The 25,812-nt window shown below is 48.8% G+C and carries 28 protein-coding genes and 1 other annotated feature; of the genes, 18 read left to right on the top strand and 10 right to left on the bottom strand.

Going from position 1 to position 25,812, the window contains the following annotated elements:
* The first annotated feature begins 1 nt into the window (after position 1).
* Together PGL02S_RS11265 and yunB are read left to right on the top strand one after the other, a co-directional pair.
* A complete protein-coding gene (locus PGL02S_RS11265) occupies positions 2 to 346 on the top strand; it encodes an ArsR/SmtB family transcription factor (protein ID WP_036644754.1) in 345 nt (114 codons plus the stop codon).
* A gap of 110 nt (positions 347 to 456) precedes the next feature.
* Entirely contained in the window at positions 457 to 1,419 is a 963-nt protein-coding gene (gene yunB / locus PGL02S_RS11260; RefSeq protein ID WP_051449369.1) for a sporulation protein YunB, read from the top strand.
* 133 nt (positions 1,420 to 1,552) lie between these two features.
* Here yunB and PGL02S_RS11255 read toward each other — a convergent pair whose 3' ends face one another.
* Complete coding sequence (locus tag PGL02S_RS11255; RefSeq protein ID WP_036644752.1) at positions 1,553 to 2,635, bottom strand: M23 family metallopeptidase; 1,083 nt, start codon at positions 2,633 to 2,635, stop codon at positions 1,553 to 1,555.
* A gap of 222 nt (positions 2,636 to 2,857) precedes the next feature.
* Here PGL02S_RS11255 and lipA point away from each other — a divergent pair, with 222 nt between their 5' ends.
* Entirely contained in the window at positions 2,858 to 3,751 is an 894-nt protein-coding gene (gene lipA, locus PGL02S_RS11250) for a lipoyl synthase (protein ID WP_006212643.1), read from the top strand.
* A gap of 27 nt (positions 3,752 to 3,778) precedes the next feature.
* Positions 3,779 to 4,336, top strand: a complete 558-nt coding sequence (locus PGL02S_RS11245) for a YutD family protein (RefSeq protein WP_006212642.1) — start codon at positions 3,779 to 3,781, stop codon at positions 4,334 to 4,336.
* Positions 4,337 to 4,384: 48 nt separating this feature from the next.
* On the opposite strand, the gene PGL02S_RS11240 is transcribed toward PGL02S_RS11245, so the two are convergent.
* Together PGL02S_RS11240 and ylbJ are read right to left on the bottom strand one after the other, a co-directional pair.
* On the bottom strand, positions 4,385 to 5,188 hold the full coding sequence (locus PGL02S_RS11240; RefSeq protein ID WP_036644790.1) for an NAD kinase: 804 nt from the start codon (positions 5,186 to 5,188) through the stop codon (positions 4,385 to 4,387).
* A 65-nt stretch (positions 5,189 to 5,253) separates the two neighbouring features.
* On the bottom strand, positions 5,254 to 6,486 hold the full coding sequence (gene ylbJ / locus PGL02S_RS11235; RefSeq protein WP_006212640.1) for a sporulation integral membrane protein YlbJ: 1,233 nt from the start codon (positions 6,484 to 6,486) through the stop codon (positions 5,254 to 5,256).
* Positions 6,487 to 6,895: 409 nt separating this feature from the next.
* Here ylbJ and PGL02S_RS11230 point away from each other — a divergent pair, with 409 nt between their 5' ends.
* Complete coding sequence (locus PGL02S_RS11230) at positions 6,896 to 7,273, top strand: globin domain-containing protein (protein ID WP_006212639.1); 378 nt, start codon at positions 6,896 to 6,898, stop codon at positions 7,271 to 7,273.
* 57 nt (positions 7,274 to 7,330) lie between these two features.
* Entirely contained in the window at positions 7,331 to 8,026 is a 696-nt protein-coding gene (locus tag PGL02S_RS11225; RefSeq protein WP_172963903.1) for a DUF2225 domain-containing protein, read from the top strand.
* A gap of 79 nt (positions 8,027 to 8,105) precedes the next feature.
* Here PGL02S_RS11225 and PGL02S_RS11220 read toward each other — a convergent pair whose 3' ends face one another.
* Positions 8,106 to 8,336 carry a hypothetical protein gene (locus tag PGL02S_RS11220; protein ID WP_009591425.1) on the bottom strand — a complete coding sequence of 77 codons (231 nt, stop codon included), beginning with the start codon at positions 8,334 to 8,336 and terminating at the stop codon, positions 8,106 to 8,108.
* A complete protein-coding gene (locus PGL02S_RS11215; protein ID WP_006212637.1) occupies positions 8,333 to 8,518 on the bottom strand; it encodes a YycC family protein in 186 nt (61 codons plus the stop codon). The genes PGL02S_RS11220 and PGL02S_RS11215 overlap by 4 nt, the downstream gene beginning before the upstream one ends.
* A 127-nt stretch (positions 8,519 to 8,645) precedes the next feature.
* Here PGL02S_RS11215 and PGL02S_RS11210 point away from each other — a divergent pair, with 127 nt between their 5' ends.
* Positions 8,646 to 10,439, top strand: a complete 1,794-nt coding sequence (locus PGL02S_RS11210; protein ID WP_036644789.1) for a M3 family oligoendopeptidase — start codon at positions 8,646 to 8,648, stop codon at positions 10,437 to 10,439.
* A 293-nt stretch (positions 10,440 to 10,732) separates the two neighbouring features.
* Entirely contained in the window at positions 10,733 to 11,137 is a 405-nt protein-coding gene (locus PGL02S_RS11205; protein ID WP_006212634.1) for a hypothetical protein, read from the top strand.
* 93 nt (positions 11,138 to 11,230) lie between these two features.
* Here PGL02S_RS11205 and PGL02S_RS11200 read toward each other — a convergent pair whose 3' ends face one another.
* The gene (locus PGL02S_RS11200; protein ID WP_006212633.1) at positions 11,231 to 11,452 is read right to left on the bottom strand and encodes an alpha/beta-type small acid-soluble spore protein; all 222 of its coding nucleotides are present in this window, start codon (positions 11,450 to 11,452) and stop codon (positions 11,231 to 11,233) included.
* Between the two features lie 218 nt (positions 11,453 to 11,670).
* Positions 11,671 to 12,660, bottom strand: a complete 990-nt coding sequence (locus tag PGL02S_RS11195; protein ID WP_036644747.1) for an aldose 1-epimerase — start codon at positions 12,658 to 12,660, stop codon at positions 11,671 to 11,673.
* A gap of 176 nt (positions 12,661 to 12,836) precedes the next feature.
* Positions 12,837 to 13,078 (top strand) — a binding site (T-box leader).
* Between the two features lie 106 nt (positions 13,079 to 13,184).
* Here PGL02S_RS11195 and trpS point away from each other — a divergent pair.
* A complete protein-coding gene (trpS, locus tag PGL02S_RS11190) occupies positions 13,185 to 14,171 on the top strand; it encodes a tryptophan--tRNA ligase (RefSeq protein WP_036644745.1) in 987 nt (328 codons plus the stop codon).
* Between the two features lie 15 nt (positions 14,172 to 14,186).
* Here trpS and PGL02S_RS28150 read toward each other — a convergent pair whose 3' ends face one another.
* A complete protein-coding gene (locus tag PGL02S_RS28150; RefSeq protein ID WP_006212630.1) occupies positions 14,187 to 14,354 on the bottom strand; it encodes a hypothetical protein in 168 nt (55 codons plus the stop codon).
* Between the two features lie 121 nt (positions 14,355 to 14,475).
* Between PGL02S_RS28150 and PGL02S_RS11185 the strand changes: the two genes are divergently transcribed.
* From PGL02S_RS11185 to PGL02S_RS11175, 3 genes are all read left to right on the top strand, one after another.
* Entirely contained in the window at positions 14,476 to 14,694 is a 219-nt protein-coding gene (locus tag PGL02S_RS11185; protein WP_006212629.1) for an alpha/beta-type small acid-soluble spore protein, read from the top strand.
* Between the two features lie 283 nt (positions 14,695 to 14,977).
* Positions 14,978 to 15,916, top strand: coding sequence for a heme o synthase (cyoE, locus tag PGL02S_RS11180; RefSeq protein ID WP_006212628.1), 939 nt, complete (start codon positions 14,978 to 14,980; stop codon positions 15,914 to 15,916).
* 80 nt (positions 15,917 to 15,996) lie between these two features.
* Positions 15,997 to 16,614 carry an SCO family protein gene (locus tag PGL02S_RS11175; RefSeq protein ID WP_036644742.1) on the top strand — a complete coding sequence of 206 codons (618 nt, stop codon included), beginning with the start codon at positions 15,997 to 15,999 and terminating at the stop codon, positions 16,612 to 16,614.
* Positions 16,615 to 16,734: 120 nt separating this feature from the next.
* On the opposite strand, the gene PGL02S_RS11170 is transcribed toward PGL02S_RS11175, so the two are convergent.
* Together PGL02S_RS11170 and PGL02S_RS11165 are read right to left on the bottom strand one after the other, a co-directional pair.
* On the bottom strand, positions 16,735 to 17,082 hold the full coding sequence (locus PGL02S_RS11170; RefSeq protein ID WP_036644739.1) for a toprim domain-containing protein: 348 nt from the start codon (positions 17,080 to 17,082) through the stop codon (positions 16,735 to 16,737).
* Between the two features lie 427 nt (positions 17,083 to 17,509).
* On the bottom strand, positions 17,510 to 18,661 hold the full coding sequence (locus PGL02S_RS11165; protein WP_036644738.1) for an MFS transporter: 1,152 nt from the start codon (positions 18,659 to 18,661) through the stop codon (positions 17,510 to 17,512).
* A gap of 176 nt (positions 18,662 to 18,837) precedes the next feature.
* Here PGL02S_RS11165 and PGL02S_RS11160 point away from each other — a divergent pair, with 176 nt between their 5' ends.
* From PGL02S_RS11160 to PGL02S_RS11135, 6 genes are all read left to right on the top strand, one after another.
* Complete coding sequence (locus PGL02S_RS11160) at positions 18,838 to 19,284, top strand: hypothetical protein (protein ID WP_006212624.1); 447 nt, start codon at positions 18,838 to 18,840, stop codon at positions 19,282 to 19,284.
* A 120-nt stretch (positions 19,285 to 19,404) separates the two neighbouring features.
* On the top strand, positions 19,405 to 20,553 hold the full coding sequence (locus tag PGL02S_RS11155) for a transglutaminase domain-containing protein (protein WP_036644735.1): 1,149 nt from the start codon (positions 19,405 to 19,407) through the stop codon (positions 20,551 to 20,553).
* Between the two features lie 128 nt (positions 20,554 to 20,681).
* A complete protein-coding gene (locus PGL02S_RS11150) occupies positions 20,682 to 22,733 on the top strand; it encodes a peptidoglycan D,D-transpeptidase FtsI family protein (RefSeq protein ID WP_036644733.1) in 2,052 nt (683 codons plus the stop codon).
* A 151-nt stretch (positions 22,734 to 22,884) separates the two neighbouring features.
* Positions 22,885 to 23,631: a Cof-type HAD-IIB family hydrolase gene (locus PGL02S_RS11145; RefSeq protein ID WP_036644731.1), complete on the top strand. Its 747-nt coding sequence runs from the start codon at positions 22,885 to 22,887 to the stop codon at positions 23,629 to 23,631.
* A gap of 7 nt (positions 23,632 to 23,638) precedes the next feature.
* Positions 23,639 to 24,118 carry a DUF456 domain-containing protein gene (locus PGL02S_RS11140; RefSeq protein WP_036644728.1) on the top strand — a complete coding sequence of 160 codons (480 nt, stop codon included), beginning with the start codon at positions 23,639 to 23,641 and terminating at the stop codon, positions 24,116 to 24,118.
* A 54-nt stretch (positions 24,119 to 24,172) separates the two neighbouring features.
* A complete protein-coding gene (locus PGL02S_RS11135) occupies positions 24,173 to 25,798 on the top strand; it encodes a putative polysaccharide biosynthesis protein (RefSeq protein WP_036644726.1) in 1,626 nt (541 codons plus the stop codon).
* Positions 25,799 to 25,812 lie beyond the last annotated feature (14 nt).

Here is a 25,812-nt window from a genome sequence, read left to right as displayed (position 1 = left end):
CATGTCTCAAGCTGCTGCAAAGCATGATGTTTATCAAGCCATTGCAGATCCCACGCGCCGTAAACTGCTTGGTTTGTTAAGTGATAAGGAAATGCCGGTTAAGGAAATCTCGGGGCATTTTCCAATGACGCGTACCGCCGTGTCCAAACATCTACGAATTCTGGGGGAAGCGGGGCTCGTGCAGGAACGCAAGGTTGGACGCGAGACCCGCTATCGCCTGGATGCCGAACCGCTGAAGGAATTAAAGGATTGGCTCGCTTACTTCGATCGTTTCTGGGAAAATAAACTGTCGATGCTGAAGCATTACGTAGAAGAAGAGGAAGTTCGATCCTATAAGGAAGAGTAAGGATAACCTATCCTTGCTCTTCTTTTTTGCCGTTTGTCCGCATACCCTCTATACAGGAGAGCTTGCCATGGTAAACATGCTCCTCGGGGCGTAAATAGGGGGGACCAAGCATGAGACGAAAGAGATGGGGAAGCAGACGTATATCCTTTCCGTCCCTGTCATGGCCCAGACCAAGGAGGGCTTATAAACCACCACGCAGAGGCTTTAGGCCCGTACCTCAGAGCCGGGGCCGTCCTCAGGCTGCCAAACGGCGCAGCATGAAAAAATGGTGGCTGATCGGTGCTCTGCTCCTTGTGTTTGGGATCGTTGAGTTTTTTATGTATATTGAACAGAATCTGCGTCCGCCAATCATGCATCTTGCGCAAATCAGGGTGAAGCAGATTGCCACCGAAGCGATTAACAAAGCGATCACATCACAGGTGACCCAAGGCAAGGATTTTGATAACCTGGTTAACTGGAAAACGGATAGCAACGGCAAAGTGACGGGATTCATGCTGAATTACGCCGAGCATCTGAAGATTACGTCCCATACAACCGAGGTTGTTCAGAAGACACTGGACGACATCCATAAGCGCAAGGAACAGATTCCACTGGGCCAGGTGATGAAGAGTCCAATCATCGCTTCATTCGGTCCCCAAATCCCATTAAAGATCGAACCGCAGGGAGCGGTAAAGGTTCAGCTGGATACAAGGCAGCAGGGAGCCGGTATTAATATGATACTGGTGGAGGTATTTGTTCATATTGTAACCGAAGTGGCGGTAGTTGTTCCTTTTGACATGGAGCCGCAGATTGTGGAGGCCGATATTCCCATCTCCTATCTGCTCGTGGTCGGCGATGTGCCGATGTATTATTATGACGGTCAGGGAAAAGCTGTTGGTGAGAATAAAGCTAGCGCGCCAAGCATAGCGATTCCGCCACCAGTGACGAATGAGAACAACCATAACTCGCAGCAGGAAACCTCACCGGCAACAATTCCCGGAAATCCGGTTGAGGGAAGCGATGTGCCCATTATTCCTCCTTCGTCCGGTGGCGTAAGCTCAGGACAACAAGAGGGGACAGGGATCGGGGATTAAGCATTAGGGGTTAGATTAGGGATTAGCCTATTATTAGGAATACCTACCTGGGTTTGTACTCGAGTCGGACCGTGTGATTGAATCAGTTGAGCAGTTGATGTCATTGAACGAAAAAACGCGCCCTGAGCGAGGCTCAGGAGCGCGTCTTTTTCTTGGCTCGTCTTTCTTCTGTTTCCCAATGCTTCAGCAGCGGGTAAGGATCGAATGCCCACTCGGTGAGTCCGGTATCCCGGTAAATGCCGTAATGGAGATGAGGAGGGAATTTGCCTTGGGTTCCGGGTTTTCCGTACCCGGAGCTGCCGACCCAGCCCAGGGTTTGCCCCGGCGTCACAACATCCCCAAGCGAAATGCCTTTGTCGAAGCCTTGCAGATGGGCGTAATAGTGGTAATGGTTATTCAGGTCACGGATGCCGATACGCCAGCCGCCGTATTTATTCCAGCCCTTGATTTCAACAACACCGTAACAGGTACTGCGAACGGGGACTCCATAATGGGCGAATAAGTCGGTTCCTTCATGGACTCTTCTGCCACCCCAGTTGCGTCCCATTCCGAATGTGCTTCGGTAGGAATAGTCGCTTTGGACAGGCAGAGGAAAGGCATGATCGAACAAATCCAGCTTCCCAAAGGTCTCATACAGCTTGGCATACTGCATCACGCGCTGTACGGCCCGAGTGTTCTGATAGTACGACCACAATCCGATGCTGAAATCATCAGCGGCATGCCCATACGGAGATAGTCTTGTCGCAACCGTATAGAGAAGATCGATATTATTATTGGGGTCTGCCTTGCCATCTCCGTCACCATCCAGACCGATCCCTGAAAACACGCTGATCGACATCGGATCAACATCTTCCTGATTGGGATTTAAGGGACCGGTCCATCTTGTGGGAGGGATGAAGATGCCGATTGTCCGCTCTGGATGCTTGCGATCCTTGGGATGGACCCGGGTAAGTGTTCTTTCATACTGGTCGATGGCCGCAAGGCGATACCATGGAATCTGGGTCACGGTAGCAACCTGGTCGTACAACGATTTCCGATCAGCAAAAATGGCTGCGGCATCGATGCTTTCTACGGATTCATCGGCTTTGTTTATCGCGATAGAAGCGGATGCAAACACAGGTCCGCACATGCAGCAGGCAGCGGTCACTGCAGCCACTGCTGCAGTGGTCCAGCGATAATAGATGCCGCTGCGGCTCAATGGTTGTAATATCCTCAATGTGTCCTTCTCCTCCTTCTAGATTGTCATAATTAAGGACGGACAGTCATGCCTACACTGTAGGGTGAATCGAAATAAGGATTTTTATCCATGCCGCAAGTAGATTAATCTCATATCGATGCGAAACAAGTAATATGATGGTTTTCATGATATAATATGGGACAGTAAACGATGGGTTATGTCTTGCGTTATATCATTACAATTCGAAAGAAGGTTTTTTCTTTGTCTAAAACCAAACAGCCAAAACCTGACTGGATTCGAATCAAGCTGACTACTGGCGATAATTATAAAGAAATCAAAAGCATGATGCGATCCAAGACGCTGCATACGGTGTGTGAAGAGGCTCGCTGTCCAAATATTTACGAATGTTGGGCAAACCGCACGGCAACCTTCATGATTTTGGGCGATATCTGCACCCGTGCATGCCGATTCTGTGCCGTGAATACAGGGCTCCCAACAGAGCTGGATCTGCAGGAGCCGGAACGCGTAGCGGAAGCAGCAGAACAGATGAACCTGCGCCACTGCGTAGTAACAAGCGTGGCCCGCGATGATCTGAAGGATGGCGGAGCATACATATTTGCAGAAACCGTGAAAGCCATTCGCAGACGTTTGCCGTTGTGCTCCGTGGAAGTGCTGATTCCCGACTTCATGGGAAGTGAGGAAGCACTGAAGATCGTCATGGATGTGAAGCCGGACATTCTGAACCATAACATTGAAACAGTAGAAAGAATGTCGGATCGGGTTCGTGCAAAAGCCAAGTATGAACGTTCTCTGCAATTGCTGAAGAATGCCAAAGCGATGCAGCCTGATATTCCAACCAAGTCCAGCATCATGCTGGGTGTTGGGGAGCAATGGCATGAGATCCTGGAGGCTATGGACGATCTGCGGTCCGTTGGCTGCGATATTATGACGATTGGACAATACTTGCAGCCTTCACCGAAACATCTGAATGTGGATAAGTACTATACGCCTGAAGAGTTTGCTATCTTGAAGGAAGAAGGAATGAAACGTGGATTCAGTCACGTGGAGTCCGGTCCGCTTGTGCGCAGCTCTTATCACGCCCATGAGCAAGTGAAATCTGCGGAACGCAACAAGGAAGAGACTGTACAGTCTTAACCTTTGGAAAGGCAGGGGAAGCTTTCAATGATCGTTATCGGAAACAAAAGTTATGAAGTGTTAAAGGACCATCGAAACGGCTGGAATCCGGAAGCTTTCCGTGAGCGGTACAGCGAGGTGCTGGAACGCTATGACTATATCGTGGGAGACTGGGGTTACAATCAGCTTCGACTTAAGGGTTTCTACCGGGACAACCATCCCAAGGCTGCCAAGGATTCCACCTTCTCCAGCATGTCCGATTACATTAACGAATACTGCAACTTCGGCTGCGCCCACTTTGTGCTGCAGAAATCCAAGGAGCAGAAGGAAGCGAAAGAACGGGATTCCAAAGAGCCTGCAGAGGGTCCCGCATCTCCCAAAGAAATTCGGGTAGATGGGGATCCTAAGGGAAACATGGATAACAAAGAAACCAAGGAAATGAAAGAAACACCGCAGGATGCCAATAAGGTTAGCAAGGATAACAAGAACCAGCGCGAGCGACGTGAAGCGAAGGAAGCGAGACGCGAGCAGCGCGATCTTAAGGAATCCAAAGAGAAGGAAGCCAAGCCGAAGGAGCTTAACCCTCCTGCAGAGCAGCACCAATAAAAAAGATCGGTCATCTGTTAAACAGATGACCGATCTTTTTTAGTTCAATCAGCCAAGAAATGCATCCCTCACACGATTCCAGAACGGGAACGGCCGATAACGGGCAAAGCTGACCTGCTGCTCCGCCACTTGACAGCGCACGGAAACGAGATCATCAATCGAGATGTTGACATGATCGATGGTCAGCAGCAGACGCTGCTCTTTACGCGAGAATATATCACAATGATGATGCTTGGGCAGGAGGAGCGGTGAGCCCAGCGTACGGAATATCCGATTGTTAATTGAGGCGATCTCCGCGATCTGAAGGGCATCGATGGAGGGGTGTACCATGGCGCCGCCGACACTCTTGTTATAGGCCGTGCTGCCGGACGGCGTGGACACGCAAATGCCATCTCCCCTGAACATCTCAAAGGTTACGTCGTTGATGTCAATCTGAGCGACGACAGTGCCGTCAACGCCCTTAAGCGTAAATTCGTTTAAGGCAATGTAAGAGGACGTCCCTGATTTCTTATGGATTTCCAGCTGAACCAGGGGATACTTGACGAGACGCGGCTTCATGCCGCTGTGTTCGCCTTCTCCGCTCATATGATCAATTAGCTCCGTCAGTTCATCCGCCTTCCAGTCTGCATAGAATCCCAAGTGTCCCGTGTGGACACCAACAAAAGCGAGGTCAGGAATCCGGTCAATAAAAGTATGAAAGGCGTGCAGCATCGTACCGTCTCCACCGATGGAGACCACAATCTCCGGAGATTCTGCATCCAGCACAAACCCCCGCTGTTCCGCCAGCTTGTGAAACTGCTGGGTCAGCTCTACAGACAATGGGTCACCGCGGTCCAGAACATAATATCTCAAGTTGATAAGCTCCTTTGTAAAGGTTATATAAAGATGATAATCAATCTTGAAGAAGAACACAATGTTCACCTTGGGAATTTGCGGAATTTCTGCTGCAGTCCTTTTATGACCTGGATCAACAACGTAAATGTTATGAGGAAACCAAGCAGCATGCAAAAAGCCGCCATAATATGGGTATACCCGTTTAGAACGGAATTCGAAACAGCCGGCAGCGCCATGGTCGGAATGGAAGATCCCATCACGCTCTTCCACAACAGCATGACTGCTGTCGCGGCAATCAGGCCATGAACGAGTCTTGCGATGACAAACGGGAAATACCTGAGGTTCGTAGAGTTCAGGATGCTGATGATCTGTGCATGAACGGACAAGCCGCCCCATGACAAGATGAAGGCCGCTGCAGCCGCTTTGTACGCCAACGGAATGGCGGCACCCGCTTCCCCGGCGTAACGCGCTCCGAGTGTTACTTCAAAAATCCCTCCTACGATGGCAGTGGAGAGGGACTCGGGCATGCCAACCAGGGACAGCATCAAACCGATAGCCTCGGTAAGCGCCGGGATAACGCCGGCACGGGTCCAAAGCTCGAGAAAGACGGAGAAGAATACCACGAGCCCGCCAACCACGATATTAAGCTGGAGCGATGATTGTATCGCTTGTCTCAGCAAGGTCCCCAAGTCCCGGCCATCCTGCTTCCTCGCAGCATGCATCGCACGAATCGCGGCTTTAACCCGGCTTGTCTTAACCTGAGACAGGTGAAGCGGCGATTCAGATGAGCTTTTAGCGTCATGTTTGCCATGAAACCTCATTAGCAGTCCGACAAGGAATCCACCGCCATAATGGGCTATTGCAAGAATGATACCGATTTTGGGATCGTGAAAAAAGCCGATGGAGACTGCTCCGATTAAAAATATAGGATCAGAGGAAGTGGTAAAGGCCACGAGCCGTTCGCCTTCCTCTCGACTTACCATTTTTTGTTCCCAAAGTTTGGCGGTTAATTTGGCACCGATCGGGTAACCTGATACATATCCCATTGCGGCAACGAATCCCCCTGCTCCCGGAATACGAAACAGGGGCCTCATCATAGGGTCCAGAAGGGTGCCAATCAGGTGCACCACACCAAACCCAAGCAGCACCTCTGAAATGACAAAGAACGGGAACAGGGACGGAAAGAGAACGTCCCACCATATCGCCAGGCCCCGAAGAGCGGATTGAAGAGCGGCATCGGGAAATACAGCCATCAGGATAATTACGCTGAGGAGTGCCGTTACAAGCATGAACCAGCCCATTTTTTTCATGGTCATATAATGAATACGCCCCCTGGCATCGATGTGAACTACTGAAATATAGGTCCATTAATTTAAAATCTATGCAGGATATAGGACAAACAGTATAAAAAAACATGAGAAAGCGGTTACAAATGTGCTTTATTTTCGAGGATATTGTGCTATAATAAAAAACATCAAAGCACATCTTTCGTATTATGTTTGGATGGAGTGATGATCATGAGCATAGTCGCAGGTATCCTAGTATGCGCCTTCGTTTATGTAATACGTGCTTCTCTCGTCCAGAGTGAAGAAGACTGGCGCAGTTATTAATAAGTTTCTAAAAGGTGCTAACCATTGCTTAGCGCCTTTTTTTGTTGTTTTTGCTATAATAAAAAGGTATATCCAATCGAAAGCGAATCATAAACAGATGGGAGAATTAGCGGATATGAATCCGAACTTAAGCATCTATGATAACCTCGGGGGTGCCGAGGGTGTACGTTCGCTCGTCGAAGCTTTTTATCCGAGAGTTCAGCAAAATGAATTGCTCTCGCCCTTGTTTCCGGAGGACATCATGCCGGTGATGGACAAGCAATATATGTTCCTGAGTCAGTTCTTTGGAGGGCCTGCCCTATTCTCCGAAGCCTTCGGTCATCCCATGATGCGGGCCAGACATATGAAATTTCCGATTACGGACCGCCACGCTGAAGAATGGCTTGGCTGTATGGCAGGAGCCTTGATCGAAATCGGCGTGGAGGATGATCTGCGTGATTTTGTGCTACAGCGTCTTTCCGGTCCCGCTCACCATTTCGTCAATACACCTTAGTGCCTTGGACCTAGAAGTGGACTGGAATTAGACGCGAATGAAGGGATGGCGAATGGCGTGAAGTTAGAACCCTTGTATTCCATCAAGGTGGTTTGTGCGCACTGTGAGCAAGAATATTTAACATCTAGAGTAAGACCAAGCTTCAAAAAGGCATTCCGAACAGATACGGACTTCTGCGCTTATTATAAATCGGAGAATCCTGATTTCTACGTGGTCCGTGTCTGTCCTGAATGCGGATTTGCCTCAACGGAGAATTCGACTGTGAAATTGAATGAGCGGCAGAAGACGCTGTTCTACGAGCAGGTTGGATGCCGATGGGACAAGAGGGATATGGGCGGTCCACGCAGTCTGGAGGATGCCCTGGAAGCGTATAAGCTGGCTCTCCTCTGTGCGCAAGTGATCGGGGAGCGGGATCGGATTGTGGCCAGCCTGCTGCATCATATTGCTTGGCTGTATCGGTATCAAGGCAATCAGGACCAGGAGAACCGCTTCTTGAAATACAGTCTTGAATCCTATATCCGGGTGTTTGAACACGAAGGAGTAGGAGCAAACGATGCCCGTCTTCTATTCCTGATTGGAGAGATCCACCGCAGGCTGGGACAATTCCAGGAGGCGGTTCAATGGTTCTCCCGAGTGGTCCAGGACGAGAAGATTATGGATGCTGCCATGATCCGGGCTTCCAGAGAGCAGTGGAAGCTGATCTCGGAGCAGATACGGGAACAGAAGAACGCTGCAAAGGCGGAATCTCAATGAATGCAAAATGCAAACAGCCCGCCGAATGAAATGCCAGCAGGCTGATAAGAATGCTCATTCTTACTCGTACTAGGCGAAGTCAGCGAAGTCGCTGATCCGTGAGCAAGTAGTCGATGTCGCTGTCCAGTACGGTTACTTTATTATGGCAGCAGGGGAAGATCAGCAGCTTCTTTTTCCCCTCTCTAACACTCACTAATTCTTTGGGCTTCATTGGCAGTAATACATTGTCAGTTCCACAGAAAGGGCAGCTGTGTACATAAACGTCGTTTCCAACGACATCGTAAGGCCACGTATTAGAAAAAGGGATCATGAGTTCTCCGATGAGTGAGGCTCATCGTCCTTTTTCGAGGATGGCCCTTCATCATTTTTGGCAAGCTCGGCAATTTTCTGCATCAATATATGCTGTGGCATATGCATCAGCTGTTCCAGCGGAACGCCCAGCTGCTTGGACAGTGTAACCGCCGTCTCCGGTGATATTTGTAAAGGTCTCATGGCTTCCAGCTCCTTTTAGTTATAGCAGTAATTTGATTTATATATAGTTATACACTTTTCCCTATGCTCGCACAAATGGTATTACTGCATGGATTCATATTATGATTCGAAAGGTGATGAATGTTTGATGGCACTTCAACAAACTTGGGATTTAGATTCGATATTTCCTGGAGGGTCTTCCTCTCCACAGCTCGTAAGCTTTCTTGAGACCCTTGAGCAGGATGTACAACAGCTCGGGCAGGATGTACAGGCACTGTCCGTTCCGGAAACCGTCGAGCGTGCAGCGAGCCTTGAGCGTTTCCTAGAGCAGTTTCAGAGCGCCTATGCCCGTATCCGTGAAGTCTCCGCATTTGTGAGCTGCTTGACCGCGCAGAATGTGAATGACAAAAAGGCGGTGCAACTGTCCGGCCGGGTAACTTCCTTGTCCGCAACCCTGCAATCGGTTAAGAACCAATTCGATAATGTGCTCCGCGGCATGAACGATGAGCTTTGGACCGCTTGGACAGGTACAGATAAAGTGTCTCAGCTAGACTTTGTATTGAACGAAGCCCGCAACCTTGCCAAGGATAAAATGAGCCCTGAGCTTGAAAGCCTGGCACTGTCCCTCGGCGTTGACGGTTATCACGGTTGGGGAGAATTCTATGATACCATCGTGAAGAAAATCCAGATTCCATATGAGGAAGATGGCAAGACCGTCATGCTGTCCGCAGGACAGGCATTCAATAGAATGCATGATCCTCGCAGGGAAGTACGCCAATCCATGTTTGAAAAATGGGAGCAGGCTTGGGGAGATTCTGCCGATTACTGCGCGGATACCCTTAACCATCTATCGGGCTACCGCCTGAAGCTGTATGAGAACCGCGGCTGGGACGATGTGCTGAAAGAGCCGCTCGCCATTGGCCGAATGAGCCGTGAGACTCTGGATGCCATGTGGGCCGTCATTCAGGACACCAAGTCGGTACTGGTGGAGTATTTAAACCGTAAAGCGAAGCTGCTGGGCTTGGAAGGCTTGTCGTGGACGGATGTGGATGCACCGCTTCGTACTTCGGCTGCCAAAATCTCCTACGATGATGCTGCCGTCAACATTGTCGAGCAGTTCCGCAAATTTAGTCCAAGGCTGGCAGACTTCTCGCAAATGGCCTTCGACAAGAGCTGGATTGAGGTCGAGGATCGTCCAGGGAAAAGACCCGGCGGTTTCTGTACATCCTTTCCGGCAAGCAGCCAGACGCGCATATTCATGACATTTGGCGGAACCGCCTCGAATGTTTCGACGCTGGCTCATGAACTCGGTCATGCTTACCACCAGCATCTGATGGGCGGAATTCCGGTTCTCAACCAGAAGTATGCAATGAACGTTGCTGAGACGGCCTCTACTTTTGCCGAGATGATTGTTTTTGATGCAATGGTGAAGGGTGCCGGCAGCGAAGAAGAGAAGCTGGCTCTGCTGGAAGAGAAAATTCAGAACAGCGTAGCTTTCTTTATGAATATTCATGCACGGTTCCTGTTTGAAACCCGCTTCTATGACAAACGGAAGAGCGGACTGCTCAGCAGCGAGGAGATTTCAGAATTGATGGTTGAGGCACAGAAGGAAGCCTACTGCGATGCTCTGACATCCTACCATCCTCATTTCTGGGCATCCAAGCTTCATTTCTATATCACGGGTACACCATTCTATAATTTCCCATACACCTTCGGTTATATGTTCAGCACAGGCTTATATGTACGGGCATTGGAAGAAGGTCCGACCTTTGCTGATAAATATGACGCGCTTCTTCAGGATACAGGTGTCATGTCCGTTGAGGATTTGGCTAAAAAGCATCTGGATGTGGATTTGACTCAGCGTGATTTCTGGCAAAGTGCGGCGGATTCTTGCGTATCCGATATCAGACAATTCTTGCAAATGACTGAAAATTTGGCATAATTTGTTGATTTTCATCGGAAAAACAGATAAAAAGGCCGTTCCTGAATTGGATATCATCATCCATATTCATGTTTATCCCGTCAAAATAGAGAAGCTCCCAGCGAGCTTCTTTTTTTGTCGTAAAAGAAAGAAAGTTGACGCAAAAAAGGAGTGGAAATCTAAAATATTTGTGCAATTTTAGTAATAAATACCCAATTGTGTTGAATATTGTTGATACATTGATTTCTTTATCCTATAATGAGTCACAAGCCCTAATAATAGGGAAGATTTACTAATAAAGGAGGGGAGAAGAGATGGTAAAACTAGATCAATTATCACTGGCTAGACAATTGGACATTGTTTTTAAAGAGCTGGAAGAAGAGTTGGGAGGTCTAAGTTCAGGGACAGTATTTGTACAAATACGAAACAATGTAATTGGTAAATTTGGCATACGGCATAATCCATTGGCTGGGCGAAACGGGGTCATTGCTCCTTGTGAAGAGGGGCTTAGTGAAGCTCAACAATTCTCTTTTCGTACGATGGCGCTTGAGAGTTTGAAGCATAAACGCCATTGGACACATGGCGAAATTAGTTATGAATTTATGGTACGGCAAGGAATTGTCGTGGTAGATGCTATTCTTGAATCGAACTATAACATGGCCAATCTAATGATTCGGTACCCTCGTAATACATATGCCGAAGCTGCTTCGGAATCCTGAAATCATTTATCATATAAAACATATAACGAAAGAGGCGATCTTTGGGGAGAAGATCGCCTCTTTCTATTTGTGGCTGGAGGGAAGAGATGCGAATTACAGGTTCGAACGACCCGATAATTGCTGCTCAGCCAATTGAACCAGACGTTTTGTAATGTAACCTCCCAATGAACCGGTTTCACGGGAAGTATAGTTTCCATAGTAACCGTCTTGTGGAATCGTTACACCCAGTTCTTGTGCAGCTTCCATCTTCAATTGTTGAAGAGCTGCAGTTGCTTGAGGTACGACAAGATTGTTAGAAGAACGACCTTGAGCCATGTCATGTCACCTCCTTTGATGTTGTATGAGGATATTATGACCTGAATGCTAGGGGTCTCATTCGTTCTGGAGGAAGATTGATCACTGGTAAAATTAGCCGATTCATAAAAATCGTCGTTTATATAGAACAAACCAGAGCAGCACCCTGGTTTCAAAGGTCGACTCTGGTTTGGATAAGTTAAGTATAGATGCTGGTCATCCAGCAGGGATAGAGTGAACTAATCTTGATGCGTTTCCGGTGAAGTTCTCTGGATGCTGATCTTGGTATTCAGATTGACGGTCTGTCCCGGTTCCAAATGAATCAGTCCGGTTTCGTCGTCCGGGAGATTCAGATTGGGAGCGTTAGGAAGCCAGGTATAGGGTTCGATACAGAGGAATTCCTCTGCGACGCCCTTGGTATAGAGCACCCAGTGCTTGAAAAAATCACGATCAGCCGAATAATGGATTTGATAGCCGTCATCCCGTTTAAGCAATGCCTCTGCCGGCTTGCCTTCAGGAATTCTCAGGATCGTATCCAGATTGGCATCCTTCATATTGAGTCCTGTATTCAGTAGTTCCAGATCGCCAAGCGGCGAGAGATCACCGGTTGGGATCAGTTCGTTGTCCAAGGTATAAATACCTTCTACAGGCAGATCAAGCGTCCAGCGATGCGGTTCGCCATCCAACAGGAACCACGTATGATAGCCCATGCCGAATGGTACAGGGCTAGAACCGAGATTGGTTACACGAAGACTCTGCGACAGGCGGGTACCTTGAAGGCGGAAGGTCATCTCCAGCTTCAGCGGTACAGGAAATTGAGCCATCCATTTTGGATCATCCGATGAGATGAACTCTGTCGAAACGGCACAACCGTCATCTTCTTCCTCAATGTCGCTGACACACCAAGCCTGTGAACGGTGGAGTCCGTGGATATGATTGTCGTTCGCGGTATTTTGATCAAATTGATACGTTGTTCCGCCATATTCGAAATGGCCCTTGGAAATCCGACCTGGCGGAATGAGCATCGGGATGCCGAAGTGGTAAGGCTTCTGCAGATAGAATGCAAGCTCACTTTCATCTGGTCTTCGGAGAATTTCGCGTGTGTTCTCGATGTCTTTGATCCCAATGACGTTGTTACCTAGACGAGGAAGGAGAGTCACTTCAAGACGGCCGCTGTTTAAAATATAGGTGTCGTAACCATTCCACTGGCCTTTGGTCACTTGATTCATATCGATGCTCCTTTACTAACAGAAATCATGGTCTGGACGATTAAACACATCATAACAGATTTTTGTGGAAAGGGTAAAAGAAAAGCTTCAAAACCCAAGACAACCTGATTCCAAATTGGAATTGACAAGGCAGAGCAAGAGTTTTATCATTGCATGTAATAGTGAACCATAATGATGGAAACACGATGACAAGGACAAGTAAGCAGTGCGGTCTATCCTTCAGAAAGCCGGTGGTTGATGTGAACCGGTGGATCCGCTTTGCTGAATGGACCTTCGAGTGCCGAGCTGAACGGGAGAATGCTGTTATTCCTTAATATGCCGGCCGGGTATTCTCCGTTACAAGAATCTAAGGCTGCATCGATTTTTTGATATGCTGTTGCAGCGAATAAGGGTGGCACCACGGTCACACGTCCCTTGCGGATGTGTGGCCTTTTTTGCGTTCATATAGGCACGTAGGCATGCTTCGTATATCGGGGCAGACTCGGGATTGAAAGAATTTTTCGAGATAAATTGGAGGGCTAATCATGAAAACTGTATTATCGGGCATTCAGCCAAGCGGTAACCTGACACTGGGGAACTATATTGGCGCCATCAAAAATTTTGTTAAACTGCAGGAAGCACATGATTGTTATTTTATGGTGGTCGATCTGCATGCCATTACCGTTCCTCAGGAGCCGAACTCGCTTAGAGACCGCTCCGAATCGGTTGCCGCACTGTACGTTGCTGCCGGAATTGATCCAAATCGTGCGAATATCTTTTTGCAATCCCATGTGCCGCAGCACGCTGAGCTGGGATGGATCATGACAACCCTCGTCAACATGGGTGAATTGGAACGGATGACGCAGTTCAAGGACAAATCAGAAGGCAAGGATTCCGTAGGAGCCGGGCTATTCGTCTATCCAGCGCTTATGGCTGCAGATATTTTGCTCTACAATGCCAATCTGGTACCGGTGGGGGATGACCAGAAACAGCATCTTGAGATTACGCGTGATTTGGCTGCGCGGTTTAATCACCGGTTCGGTGAGTATTTCAATGTACCGGAGCCTTTCATCCCTGAAGTAGGCGCTCGGATCATGTCGCTTGATGATGCATCTAAGAAAATGAGCAAGAGCAATCCGGTAGAGGGAAGTTATATCGCGATGCTGGATACGCCGGACCAAATTCGCAAAAAAATAAGCCGTGCCACAACCGATTCCGGAACAGAAGTGGTGTATGATCCATCAGCCAAACCGGAAGTCAGCAATCTCATGAGCATTTACTCCGAATGTGCCGGAGTGTCTTTGCAGGAAGTGCAAGCACGCTTTGAAGGAAAGATGTACGGGGCGTTTAAGAAGGAGCTTGGCGAAGTGGTGGTGTCTGCTCTGGAGCCACTACAAAACAGATACTACGAAATTCGCCAAACCGGTGAAATTCATGACATTCTAGCCAAGGGAGCGGAGCAGGCACAAAGAACTGCGACTCAGGTGCTGGATGGCGTGAAAGACAAAATGGGCTTCCTGGCTCCGAGATAACGCTGTCCAACCTGTTTAAGAAGGTCTGCGTTTCGCTTTGATAATGAAGCCCCAGCCGATGTTGAAAATGGATAGGATCCCTAGACCGACAGCAAGAAATCCGTTATAGCTGATGGAGATGGCTGCAGCCGCCAGCAGAACGATGGAAGATACCGCAAACCAAAGAGATAAGCCTTTACTCATATGAAAAAACCTCCAAAGATAAAAAATTTAAAAAATACGTATAACGCTTCAAGAAGGAGCCATAATAAGTTTGCAAGCTTGCACTGGAATTACAGACATTCAGTGAAGGGAGATATTTAATATGGCACGCAGCAGCAACAATTTGGTGGTACCTCAAGCAACAGCAGCATTACAACGTTTGAAACTCGAGGCTGCTCAAGAACTAGGCGTAACGATTCCTCAGGACGGTTACTATGGTAACTATACTTCCCGTGAAACAGGATCCCTGGGCGGATACATTACAAAACGTTTGGTACAGCAAGCTGAACAGGCTCTTTCTGGATCTGGCCGCACGCTGTAATATCTTTCTCATAACGTGAGTGGGAAGCCCGGAGCGCAATATTTGCGCTCCGGGCTTTGTATTCATTTCAGAGGCTCGACACGCATTCTAATACATAGACAAATTGTGCCTTAAACAACGGTATAACGTCAAGATTATATCGCTTCCAAATGTCACTGAATTGTCATATAGATGGAACGAATTCCGAAGGATTGCTAAACACTTTTTACTAATGATATGATAAACTTTATAGCGGAGGCAGTACTTCCTCCATAACGACAGATACAAGGAGGAACGTTTACACGTGGATAATCACTTGAGATACCAGGCTCCTTCAGAATCCGCGGCACTGGCCTCGGCAGCGCCTGCACCTCCCGATAAGGCGGGGACTTGGAAAGATTTTATCACGGTGACGAAACCCGGAATCATCCGGTCAAATTTGATAGCGGCTTTTGCCGGATTTTGGCTAGCATCGCGTTGGGATATCCAATTTGGATTGATGATTATGACACTTCTCGGAACCGTGCTTGTCATGGCTTCGTCCTGTGTATTCAATAACTATTTTGACCGTGAACTCGACATGAAGATGGAACGGACCCGGAACCGCTCTCTTCCAACCGGACGGCTGACGCCAAAGGTTGTTCTTTGGTATGCCGTCATTCTTGGGGTGGTCGGACTAGCTATACTATTTTCGTTCTCCGGTGTACTGGCAGGTATATTCGGAGCTATCGGCATGTTTGTTTATGTGGTTGTCTATACACTATGGCTAAAGCGCTCTTCGACATGGAGCACCTCGGTAGGCGCGATTTCTGGAGCAATGCCTCCGGTGATCGGTTATGTGGCAGTGACAGGAAGCGTAGATATGGCAGCAGTTCTGCTGTTCGCGCTGTTGTTCCTATGGCAACCGCCCCATTTCTGGGCGCTGGGCATTCGTCGGGTCGAGGAATATCGGGCAGCGGGCTTCCCTCTACTGCCAGTTGTAAAAGGAATCCCGCGCACGAAGATACAGATGATTCCTTATTTGGTGCTTCTCATTCCGATACCGATTCTGATGTACGCGTATGGGTATGCAGGTATATTTTTTCTGGTTATCGGACTCTTTCTGGCAATTTGGTGGCTTTACGCCGCACTGCAGGGTTTCCGTGCCAAGGACGACGAAGCCTGGTCCAAAAAAGTATTTATTATCTCCATTAACTATTTGACCTTGAGCCTGATCGTTCTCATACTTAACACCACTTTTTAATAAGGTGGAGTTGCTATAGGCAGTATATCACCTGATTAGGAACTGGGTTTGTTTGAGACGAAGGGAGAACGAGGAAGGTCATGAGTGCATTCAAACGGTATAAATGGACTTGGGTATTGCTTGCTGTCTGTGTAGTTGCAGCTGTTTATCTGGTTTACAATTCGCTCGGCTTCGGAAAAGAAAAATTTCCGATTGTTCGTGAGGTTGCCGCCTATTCCATGGAAAATGTGGATGGGAAGACCATCACTTCAGAAGATACCAAAGGCAAGGTGAAACTGATGTACTTCTATTTCACCAGCTGTCCGGATGTATGTCCGATTACAACATTGGTCCTTTCACAGATACAAGAAGACTTGAAAAAAGAAGGTTTGTTTGGAAAAGAAGTTAACTTTGTGTCCATCTCCTTTGACCCGGAAACCGATACAAAAGAGAAGATTAAGGCATTCGGGGACCGATTCTATGCCGATTATAGCGGCTGGTACTTTCTTCGAGGTGATCAGGAGGAAACGCGGAAGCTGATGCAGGAATCCTTCAAGATTCCGCTGCTTGGCAATAACTCGACCAATTTCACTCATGGCAACTCCATTGCGCTGGTTGACCGGAATAACAATATTCGGAAGACCTATAACGCAGCGGATCCGGCGCAAGTGAAGACCGAGGATATTGTGCAGGACATTAAGACCTTAGTTAAGGAATAACATAGTGGTAAAACCAAAAGACGCGCTTCATCGTTAAAGATGGAGGGCGTCTTTTTTATATTCTTCAACTGGCTCATAAAAGGCTTTGGACCAAATCAGGCGTTATTTACCCAGGGTAAATCAGAATTCATCAGGTGGCGGATAAATAATGAATTCTTCCAGCCCGGCTTTCTCCAACTGGGCAATCAAGTATTCATCCGGGGTTCCTTCAACACCGGCATACCCCCGGCGTGTATAGATTTGCCCGGCATCTGGGAAGACATCTCGCAGGGCCCCGCGAATTTTCTTGCCGGAGCTGTCATTATCCATAAACAGATAAACCTCCTGGTCTTTCACCTGTTTATGCAGGCTCTCAAGCTTGGCGGTGTTTAATGTTCCGAATGTACACAGGATGGTTATATCTGATGTCAGCAATCTGCGGATTCGGCTGCGATCGTTCTTGCCCTCTACAATGAGGAATATCGGCATCTTTTTTCACCTCTGTCATGATACGGAGATCCTTGGCAGCATTCCCCGGGAAATGTTGATTCGACGTCGAATGATGTATGTATAGTGTAACTTGTTTTTTGTTGATCATGCAAAGCAAACGAAATAAACGGCCATCCGAGTGGAAGGCCGTTTAAGCTAATCCATGTATTCTAGTAGAAGCAGCTCAAAATGATGACAAGCAGAATATACAATACAAGTACCATGCCTACAGAATTTCCATGGCCTCCATGACAGTGCTTATGATGATGAACATGACTCATGTTACTTCACCCCTTGGTTAGATGTCCGTGGTCATTTGCCACACTGTATCTTATGTGGTTTTACCCATACGGATTGTGTGTTGGCCTATCCGCCACTTTTTGGGCGCTTCATCATAACAGGGTACAGGTTCATTAGTCATTTCAGACTATAACGGTGAGATGACCGTTGATGGTGCTTCACGATTGCGTTTCGGAAGCAGGAGCAGGACTGTCATCAGCATGAGGAATGCGATAAAATAAGGAGACACTATCGTCCGGAACTGTCCAGCTGCAATCGGTCCGACAAAGGACCCCAGCGACATCGCAATGGATTGCAAAGAGAATACTTTGCCGAGCCTGCCTCCTCCGCTAAGCTCAATAAACAGGGAGGATAACGCCGGGAACAGCAGGCCCTTGGCAAGACCCAGGGAAAACAGGATAACCATAATCGGCACATGGTCTGCTGCAGCCAGAGCGTAAAAGCAGATCGCCAGTCCCAGCACGCCCAAAGCGACCCTGATATGAGGCGCATAACGGTTCAGGAACAGCATGCTTAACGTGACCAGAGCCCCAAGGCTAATGACGGAGAATAAAATCCCCGTAGACATTATGCTTGCCTTCCCGCTTTCGCGAAGCGGAATTTCGAAGAACAGTATGCCTTGAGAGCAGGCGATAGCAAACGGAATTAAATAAAGGCGCAAGCTAAACGGAAGCCGTGCCGGCTTCTCTTCCTTGGAAGCCAAAGCATTTTCTTTATTGGCGGCCGTGGCTGATAACCGCTTGGGTAGACTGAAGAATGCCATAAACCCGGTAAAGATCAAGAGCCAGCCCAAACTCTGAAATGTACCGGAAAAACCGGCGTTAGCGACAATAAAAGCTCCTGCTGCCGGTGACAAAACAGAGGCAAGGGTGTGTACGACGCCATGACCGGACATGTATTTGCCTTGCGTAACCGGATCACGGGAGAGAGACGCTAACAGCGCCAGGCAGGCTGGTGATAAAAAAGCCAGTACAAAGCCGCTGATCGAGCGAAGCGCGAGCAACTGCCAAGGCAATTGGACATGAGCTTGGAGTAGCAGGATAACTCCAGCCGCAGTTAAACTGAAAATAATGTAGCGTCTGCTGCCGTGTCGGTCGATCAGATTACCTGCAATCAAATTGCCAGGCAGATGCGTCAAAGCATAAATTCCCATCATCCACCCGATAAACGTGGGAGCTGCACCAAGGGAAATCGCAAAGGGTGTCAGCACGGGGTACTGAGCATGCAAATCAAAAAACGCCAGAAACAAAAACATATAGAGCCATAAAGCGGTTTTCAATATGGCACCCTCCTATCCGGCAAGAGTTCGGTATTACTACTTGTACGTTCGAAGGGGCAAGCTTATACCTTTTTGTGAAAAGACCCGGTTGGCTGACAGCTTTGCGGGGTATCATGTATAATTAATAAGACGGCAAAAAATACGCCGCCTGAAAGTATGGACGGGAGTGAAATAAATTGGATACACAGGTCTGGATTGAATTTCTTAAACAAAACTGGCTGGTCATTGCGATTGCCTTAATTATCTTGTTTATTGTACTGAATGTGTTAAGAACCGTAATCAAGTGGGTACTTGCGGTCCTTATCATTGGGGGATTGCTGGTGTACAGCGGAATTTCCTTGGATAAGATTGGGGAAGTGGTGTCCACGGTGAAGGAAGAGACGGTGGATACGATAAAAGCGGAAGCGATGAATATGATGATGAAGGAAGCGAAGGAAGCCAAATATACATCGAATGGGGACGGCACCTACTCGATTAAAGCTCCCAACCTGGAGCTAAAGGGCAGTGCTGGTTCAGAAAAGGTTGAGGTCACTTTCCGCGGGGTTTCGGTAGGAAAGTGGGATATCAATGATACGATCCGGAGTTTTATCAACGATGCCAAGTCCAATACAGCCACTAAATAAAGAATACTACCATAATCGGATGCGGATGTAAGGCAGCGTGGGCAAGTTTATCTTATTGCCAGCAAGCCTGCCCTCTTACATCGGTAGACAAGACATCTTAGGGAGAGGAGGGGATACCGTATGATGTCGGCATGGAAGGATAGCGTGCTCGATGGAAACGGAATTACCATCTTGCTGCTGCTGATTGTGGCTTTTTCATTATGGCAGGGGTGGAATCGTGGAGCCTCCCGCTCAGCCGGGAAGCTTGTTTTTTTTCTGGGGGATGCGGTGCTGCGTTTGGTTGGTCTTGCAATTTCCGTTCCGTTTACATTGTGGTTATCACCCAAGGCAGGGGACTGGCTGGGTGCCGCCTCAACGCTGCCGAATCGTGAACTGCAATTCTGGGAGCAGATTTATTATACGGCTCTAAAATCGCTGGCGGATTTTCCGCTGCTGAGGTTCGCCGTGCTGTTTATGCTCAGTTATGCGCTGATTGTATTTATACTTCGGCTGCTTGTTTCCCTGATCATGGGAAGCAGGATGGGAGTCTTCGGATCGAGAAAAGAAACCCGGGCATCGCTGCCCAGCCGGCTTGCAGGTGCGGGTATCGGAGCCATCATGGGGGCTGCGCGGAGCATTATCGTGATCGCGATTTTGTTCATCTATGTCAGTCTGAATCCGGACCACGGCTTTAGCCGGTATGTTGAAGCTTCGCCCGTATATCAGCAGGGTGCACAAGCTGTCATTGAGCCGCTATCCGGTTCGCTTGTCAAGGAAAAGCTGCCCGTATTCACCCAATCCGTTCAGGATGAACTGAATGGAATCATACAGCGCAAGTATGAGGTGATCGACCATAAGATTCCCGAGGGAATCGAACAGACAGCCGCCCATGTCGTGAAGGGGGCAGCCACCGACGAAGAAAAGGCTCGAAAGCTTTATGATTGGGTTGGCAGCCGCATCTCGTATGATCATGACAAGGTAACATTGTACGAAGAGCAGCGGATATGGAAAGAGCAGACGCCCCAGGATACGTATGATACAAGGTTAGGCGTATGTATCGACTATGCCCGGCTGTATGCCATGATGGCACGGTCACAGGACCTCGAAGTCAGGGTGGTGACCGGCAGGGGCTACAATGGACAAGGCGGTTATGGCCCCCATGCCTGGAATGAGGTTTATTTGAGTGAAGAAAAGCGGTGGATTCCGCTGGACCCAACCTGGGCACAGAGCGGCAACTGGTTTAACCCGCCGCGCTTCAATGAGACTCATATTAAAGAGCAAGTGTTTTGATGATGGACAGGGGCGGACTTTCACAAGGGAAGTCTGCCCTTCTCTTGAGGTCGGCCCTCCGCGTGAAGTGGGGGGGCGTTTATGTTAAGATGGGTTTATGTGATTGTGGGTAAAGGGGAGAAGCATACGTGAAAGGGTTTAGGCCGGATAAACGCAAACAAGAAGAAGGGGATGCCGGCAGTCAGTTTAATTTGCGGGTCAATCTGTTCTTTTTCAGCACATTTATCATATTCTGTGTCATTATTATACGTCTTGCGATACTGCAGTTTGTCGAAGGGCCTGAGCTGAAAGAGCTCGAAACCGGCGGGCAGGTTAAGAATTTCCCGCTGCAACCCATCCGGGGGAGCATCATCGACGCTTCCGGAACGCCGCTCGCTTACTCGACACCCTCCCAAGCACTGTATTTAACGCTGTTAAAGGATTACAGTTCCTCTGAGAGAGGGAAGAAGAACCGTCCGGAAATTGAGAAGTTGGCTGAGGAAATGGTTAAGATATTCGATCAGCATGGGGACCCGAAGGCAGAGAAGCTGACGGTGGACGACGTGATCAAAGCGATGGACCTGGAGTTCAATAAGCAGCCGGGTTATGAGCCGAGACGCATCAAGTCCGAGCTTTCAACCAAAGAAGTGGCTTATTTCATGGAGCACAAGAACGAGTATCCTGGGTTGGAGGTCGTTGAAGAAAGTCAGCGACAATACAATCAGGACAGAATCGCCGTTCAGACCATCGGTTATTTGAAAGAGTTCCGCGGAATTAAGACACTGGAGAAATATAAAGAGATTGATGAGCAGAACAAGAAGCAAAAAGATCCGGGACTCATCTACACCGAGCAGGAAAAGGTTGGTGTTGATGGCCTGGAAATGATGTTCCAGGATGAGCTGCGCGGCAAGAACGGATTTATCGGCATTCCGATTAATCCGCAGAACATGGCGGACGGGGTCCCAACAATGATCGCTCCGGAGAAGGGGTACAACATTCATACCACCATTCATAAGGATATCCAGAAGGTTACCCAGCAGGCGATCATGGATCAGCTGAAATGGCTTCATGCCAACCCGGTTTCTGGCAAAACGCACCCGAATGCACAAACGGGTTATGCAGTGGCCATGGAAGTGGATACCGGCAACATCGTGGCCATGGCCAGCATGCCTGATTATGATCCGAATGTGTGGGAGTTCGGGACCGAAGATTGGGAGACGGTCATGAAGTATTACGGGAACGGAACCATCTCTCCGTACAGCTCTGGGCGCTCCGGCAACAATCTGGAATCGACTGTGCTGCTCGGCTCTACGATAAAACCACTGAGTGTGTTGATTGGTTTGAACGAGAAATTATTCGGGCCGAACGACTACTACTATGATTCTGGTGCTGCATTCTTTGGTAAGGATAACTCAAGAGTTCAGAACTCCGGTGGTAAGGCCTACGGGTCCCTGAACGCAAGAAAAGCGATTGAGCATTCCTCCAACGCCTTTATGGTTGATTGGATTGGGGAAAAGCTATATAACAAATACGGCTCCGAATCCGTTGGAATATGGGATGAATACATGAAGAAGTTCGGTCTGGGTGTATCCACCGAATCCGGTCTGCCGAAGGAGCATAAAGGAATTATCGAGTATACCAATATTGAGCAGGCGGGAAGTTATTTGGCTGCCATGGCTTACGCTTCATTTGGCCAGTCGGGTAAATATACGACCCTTCAACTGGCGCAATATACCAGCACGCTTGCCAATCAGGGCGAGCGCATTCGGCCACAGCTTGCGAGCAAGATCGAGGATCAAGATGGCAATGTGGTCAAGGAATTCAAACGCGAGGTACTGGATAAAGTGGAATTTCCGCAGCAGTATTGGAATGAAGTTATTGCAGGGATGAATACCCAAGGGCTTCGGGCTTTTGAAGACTTCAAATATGATTTTGCCCGGAAAACAGGAACATCGGAGCAGGATATATATAAAAACGGAAGCCGGATTAGGGTAGAGAACGGGGTATTCATCGCATTTGCACCGCGGCAGAACCCTAAACTGGCCGTTGCAGTCGTAATCCCGGAGGCCGGCTTTGGTTCCCAAAGTGCGGCGCCGGTGGCCCGTAAAATATTTGATGCATATGATGAAATATACGGTCTGGACGGTACGCCTCATCCTAAAACCAATAATGATGAGAACCAGGACGGCGAAACGGAGTAAAAGGTAACGGCAAAACGGCAGCCAACAGCCCGAATGGGTTGGCTGCCGTTTCTTTTATGCCGTCGATACGGGGGAATGTTTTGGCGCACCCTCTTTTGTGGTAAAATGTCGTTATGTTTGCTTGTGATGGATAAGGGGGTTAATTAATACCATGAATTATAAATATCGTTTGTTAGCATTGGATATGGATGGAACACTGCTTCAGGATGATCATGAGGTGTCGGAGGAAACGGTGAAGTGGATCAAGGAAGCCGTCCGTCAAGGCATCCATGTCTGTCTCTCAACAGGTCGGCCGTTTGCGGAGGCTTATCCTTATGCCAAACAGCTTGAATTGACGACACCGATGGTGACAGTGAATGGCGGTGAAGTGTGGCGTGCGCCATATGAACTGTATCGCCGCGCGCTGCTGGACAGCAAGCTGGTGGAACAAATGCATGCGCTGGCTATTGAAACCGGATCCTGGTTCTGGGCGTATTCAGTAGGTAGATTATATAACTCTGAGAACTGGACAGATGATGTTGCGAATCAGGAATGGCTGAAATTCGGTTATACTACGAAGGATCATGAGGTGCGTCACCGGATCCTGATGCGGCTGCAGGACATGGGCGGATTGGAGATCACGAACTCCTCTCCCATAAACCTGGAGATCAATCCGCAGGGCGTCAATAAAGCGACGGGAATCGGGCAGGTATGTGAATTGCTCGGCATCAGCATGTCCCAGGTTGTAGCGGTAGGGGACAGCCTGAACGATCTGGCCGTGATTCAGGAGGCGGGCCTTGGCGTGGCTATGGGCAATGCCCAGCAGACCGTTAAGGATGAGGCAGACCTTGTGGTTTCAAGCAATAATGAGGACGGCATCGTGGAGGTCATCAGGGATCATATTTTGATCGAAGGGTGAGATGTAGATGGACGTATTGGGCTGGATTATCGTAATTGCTCTGTTTATCATTGGTATGGCCGGAGCAATTTACCCTATTTTGCCGGGGGTTGTTGCCATTTACCTGGCGCTGTTCGTTTACGGCTGGTTTTTTACATTCGAGCATTACAATGCATGGTTCTGGATCATCCAGACGATCATTCTGGTTGTGCTGTTTGTCGCCGATTATGCGGTTAACGCATGGGGAGTCAAGAAGTTGGGCGGATCCAAAGCCTCTATATGGGGCAGTACGATTGGACTCATCGTCGGTCCCTTTGTAATTCCTGCTTTCGGATTGATCATCGGTCCGTTCCTCGGCGCATTTCTGGGTGAAATGTTCGCGGGGTCAGGACCAAGCAAATCCGCGAAGGTGGGGTTCGGCTCGGTCATCGGATTGTTCAGCAGCATTGTGGTCAAGATCGTTTTACAGCTGGCGATGATTATTATTTTCTTCATCTGGATTTTCTAATAGACGTTTGGATCGCTGTGAGAGGCGTTTTGGAGGAGAAAGAAGGGTACGGTTTTGTCAAAGAAAGAATCATTTATTAAAGGCACCATCATCCTGGCCGTTGCTGCGCTGGTGGCCCGTGTACTTGGGCTTGCGCAGCGGGTGCCGCTTGAGCATATGTTGAATGATATAGGGGATGCCTCGTTTACGATTGCTAATAACGTATATTTAATGCTGTTAACCGTAGCTACGGCAGGAATTCCCAGCACGCTAAGCAAAATGGTCTCGGAGCGGCATGCACTGAATAAGCCTGCCGAGGCACAGCGCGTCTATCATGCAGCGCTTATCTTTGCCGGAGCGGCCGGCGTCATCATGACGCTCCTGCTGTATTTTGGAGCACCCTTCTATGCAACCAATATAGCTAAGGTGCCGGAATCCGCAGCTGCGATACAAGCATTGGCTCCTGCCCTGCTGCTGTTCCCGGCCATCGCGATGATGCGGGGGTATTTCCAGGGGCGCAACAATATGACGGCAGGCGGCATCTCTCAGATCATCGAACAGATTGCAAGGGTTTTAACTGCTATTGGTCTGGCATATGTGCTTCTGCGTCTGGGTTATGACGATACCTGGATTGCGGCAGGCGCTTCCTTTGGTGGCGTACTCGGCAGCATCGGGGCATTTGCGGTGATGCTGTACTTCACGGTAAAACTTCGCCGAAGTGACCGGGAACTCAAGCTACCGGCAGCCGACCGTTCCATTCCGCTCGGGGGAATATACAGGGATATCTTTACCCTGTCCATTCCGATTGTCTTATCATCGCTGGCAGTTCCAGCCGTCAATTTCATTGATGGTTCCATTGTTAAGCCGCTGCTTATGGGACAGATTGGTCCCGAGCAAGCAACAGCAGTACTTGCGGTGTTAGGAAACCGGGCACAGAGCGTGGCAGGAATTCCGCCGATCTTAGCGATTGCGCTGAGCACCTCGCTCATTCCGATCATCTCTGCAGCCTTTGCCCGAAAGGATCAGGAGCATTTGGAACGACAAGTGACGCTTGCTATGCGTGTTGCTATATTGACGGGAATGCCGGTTGTTATCGCACTTTGCGTTGCATCTTATTCTATTAACGGCTTGCTGTTCAGTTCCCTCGGGGGAAGCGGGATTATTGGCTTTCTGACGTTTGGCACCATTTTTCAGATTACGATGATGACCACGAACTCGATTCTGCTCGGTATCGGCAAGGCCAAGCTATCAATGGTTCACGTTATGATCGGCATTGTGGTCAAACTGGCCGCGAGCTTCCTGCTTGCACCGTTGTTTGGCATTTATGGCATCATTGCAAGCACGGCTCTCTGTTTCCTGGTGATCACGATGCTCAATCTGCGATCCATTAAAGCGATTGTTTCTTTCTCCATCCTGGGCAAACGCTGGACAGGCTTTGGATTGACCGTCATTGCAGCCGGCGGAATCGGCTACGGCCTGAATCAGGCCGGTATTCAATTGGTTGACGTCATGCCGGCACGACTGGCATTCCTGCTGACTTGCCTTATGGTGGGAGTAGTTGTTGTTATTGTATATCTGGTGCTGCTGGTGGTGTTTGGCGTACTGCGTCAATCCGAGCTCAGCAGTTACCCGCGCCCGTTGCAGAAGGTGTTCCGTCCGCTGATGAGACTGCAGCCTTCGCGGATGCGGGATCGGGGATAACCCAGAGTTTAAGA

The sequence above is a fragment of the Paenibacillus glucanolyticus NBRC 15330 genome (assembly GCF_004000885.1).
GTDB classification, from domain to species: Bacteria; Bacillota; Bacilli; order Paenibacillales; family Paenibacillaceae; genus Paenibacillus_AQ; species Paenibacillus_AQ glucanolyticus.
This window is presented reverse-complemented; position numbering and strand designations above follow the sequence as displayed.

What these genes read in the sequence shown, in the direction of transcription:
- PGL02S_RS11265 (WP_036644754.1), top strand. Translation starts at nt 2, where the DNA reads ATGTCTCAAGCTGCTGCAAAGCATGATGTTTATCAAGCCATTGCAGAT.
- yunB (WP_051449369.1), top strand. Translation starts at nt 457, where the DNA reads ATGAGACGAAAGAGATGGGGAAGCAGACGTATATCCTTTCCGTCCCTG.
- PGL02S_RS11245 (WP_006212642.1), top strand. Translation starts at nt 3,779, where the DNA reads ATGATCGTTATCGGAAACAAAAGTTATGAAGTGTTAAAGGACCATCGA.
- ylbJ (WP_006212640.1), bottom strand. Translation starts at nt 6,486, where the DNA reads ATGACCATGAAAAAAATGGGCTGGTTCATGCTTGTAACGGCACTCCTC.
- PGL02S_RS11230 (WP_006212639.1), top strand. Translation starts at nt 6,896, where the DNA reads ATGAATCCGAACTTAAGCATCTATGATAACCTCGGGGGTGCCGAGGGT.
- PGL02S_RS11220 (WP_009591425.1), bottom strand. Translation starts at nt 8,336, where the DNA reads ATGATCCCTTTTTCTAATACGTGGCCTTACGATGTCGTTGGAAACGAC.
- PGL02S_RS11215 (WP_006212637.1), bottom strand. Translation starts at nt 8,518, where the DNA reads ATGAGACCTTTACAAATATCACCGGAGACGGCGGTTACACTGTCCAAG.
- PGL02S_RS11210 (WP_036644789.1), top strand. Translation starts at nt 8,646, where the DNA reads ATGGCACTTCAACAAACTTGGGATTTAGATTCGATATTTCCTGGAGGG.
- PGL02S_RS11205 (WP_006212634.1), top strand. Translation starts at nt 10,733, where the DNA reads ATGGTAAAACTAGATCAATTATCACTGGCTAGACAATTGGACATTGTT.
- PGL02S_RS11200 (WP_006212633.1), bottom strand. Translation starts at nt 11,452, where the DNA reads ATGGCTCAAGGTCGTTCTTCTAACAATCTTGTCGTACCTCAAGCAACT.
- PGL02S_RS11195 (WP_036644747.1), bottom strand. Translation starts at nt 12,660, where the DNA reads ATGAATCAAGTGACCAAAGGCCAGTGGAATGGTTACGACACCTATATT.
- trpS (WP_036644745.1), top strand. Translation starts at nt 13,185, where the DNA reads ATGAAAACTGTATTATCGGGCATTCAGCCAAGCGGTAACCTGACACTG.
- PGL02S_RS28150 (WP_006212630.1), bottom strand. Translation starts at nt 14,354, where the DNA reads ATGAGTAAAGGCTTATCTCTTTGGTTTGCGGTATCTTCCATCGTTCTG.
- PGL02S_RS11185 (WP_006212629.1), top strand. Translation starts at nt 14,476, where the DNA reads ATGGCACGCAGCAGCAACAATTTGGTGGTACCTCAAGCAACAGCAGCA.
- PGL02S_RS11175 (WP_036644742.1), top strand. Translation starts at nt 15,997, where the DNA reads ATGAGTGCATTCAAACGGTATAAATGGACTTGGGTATTGCTTGCTGTC.
- PGL02S_RS11170 (WP_036644739.1), bottom strand. Translation starts at nt 17,082, where the DNA reads ATGCCGATATTCCTCATTGTAGAGGGCAAGAACGATCGCAGCCGAATC.
- PGL02S_RS11155 (WP_036644735.1), top strand. Translation starts at nt 19,405, where the DNA reads ATGATGTCGGCATGGAAGGATAGCGTGCTCGATGGAAACGGAATTACC.
- PGL02S_RS11145 (WP_036644731.1), top strand. Translation starts at nt 22,885, where the DNA reads ATGAATTATAAATATCGTTTGTTAGCATTGGATATGGATGGAACACTG.
- PGL02S_RS11140 (WP_036644728.1), top strand. Translation starts at nt 23,639, where the DNA reads ATGGACGTATTGGGCTGGATTATCGTAATTGCTCTGTTTATCATTGGT.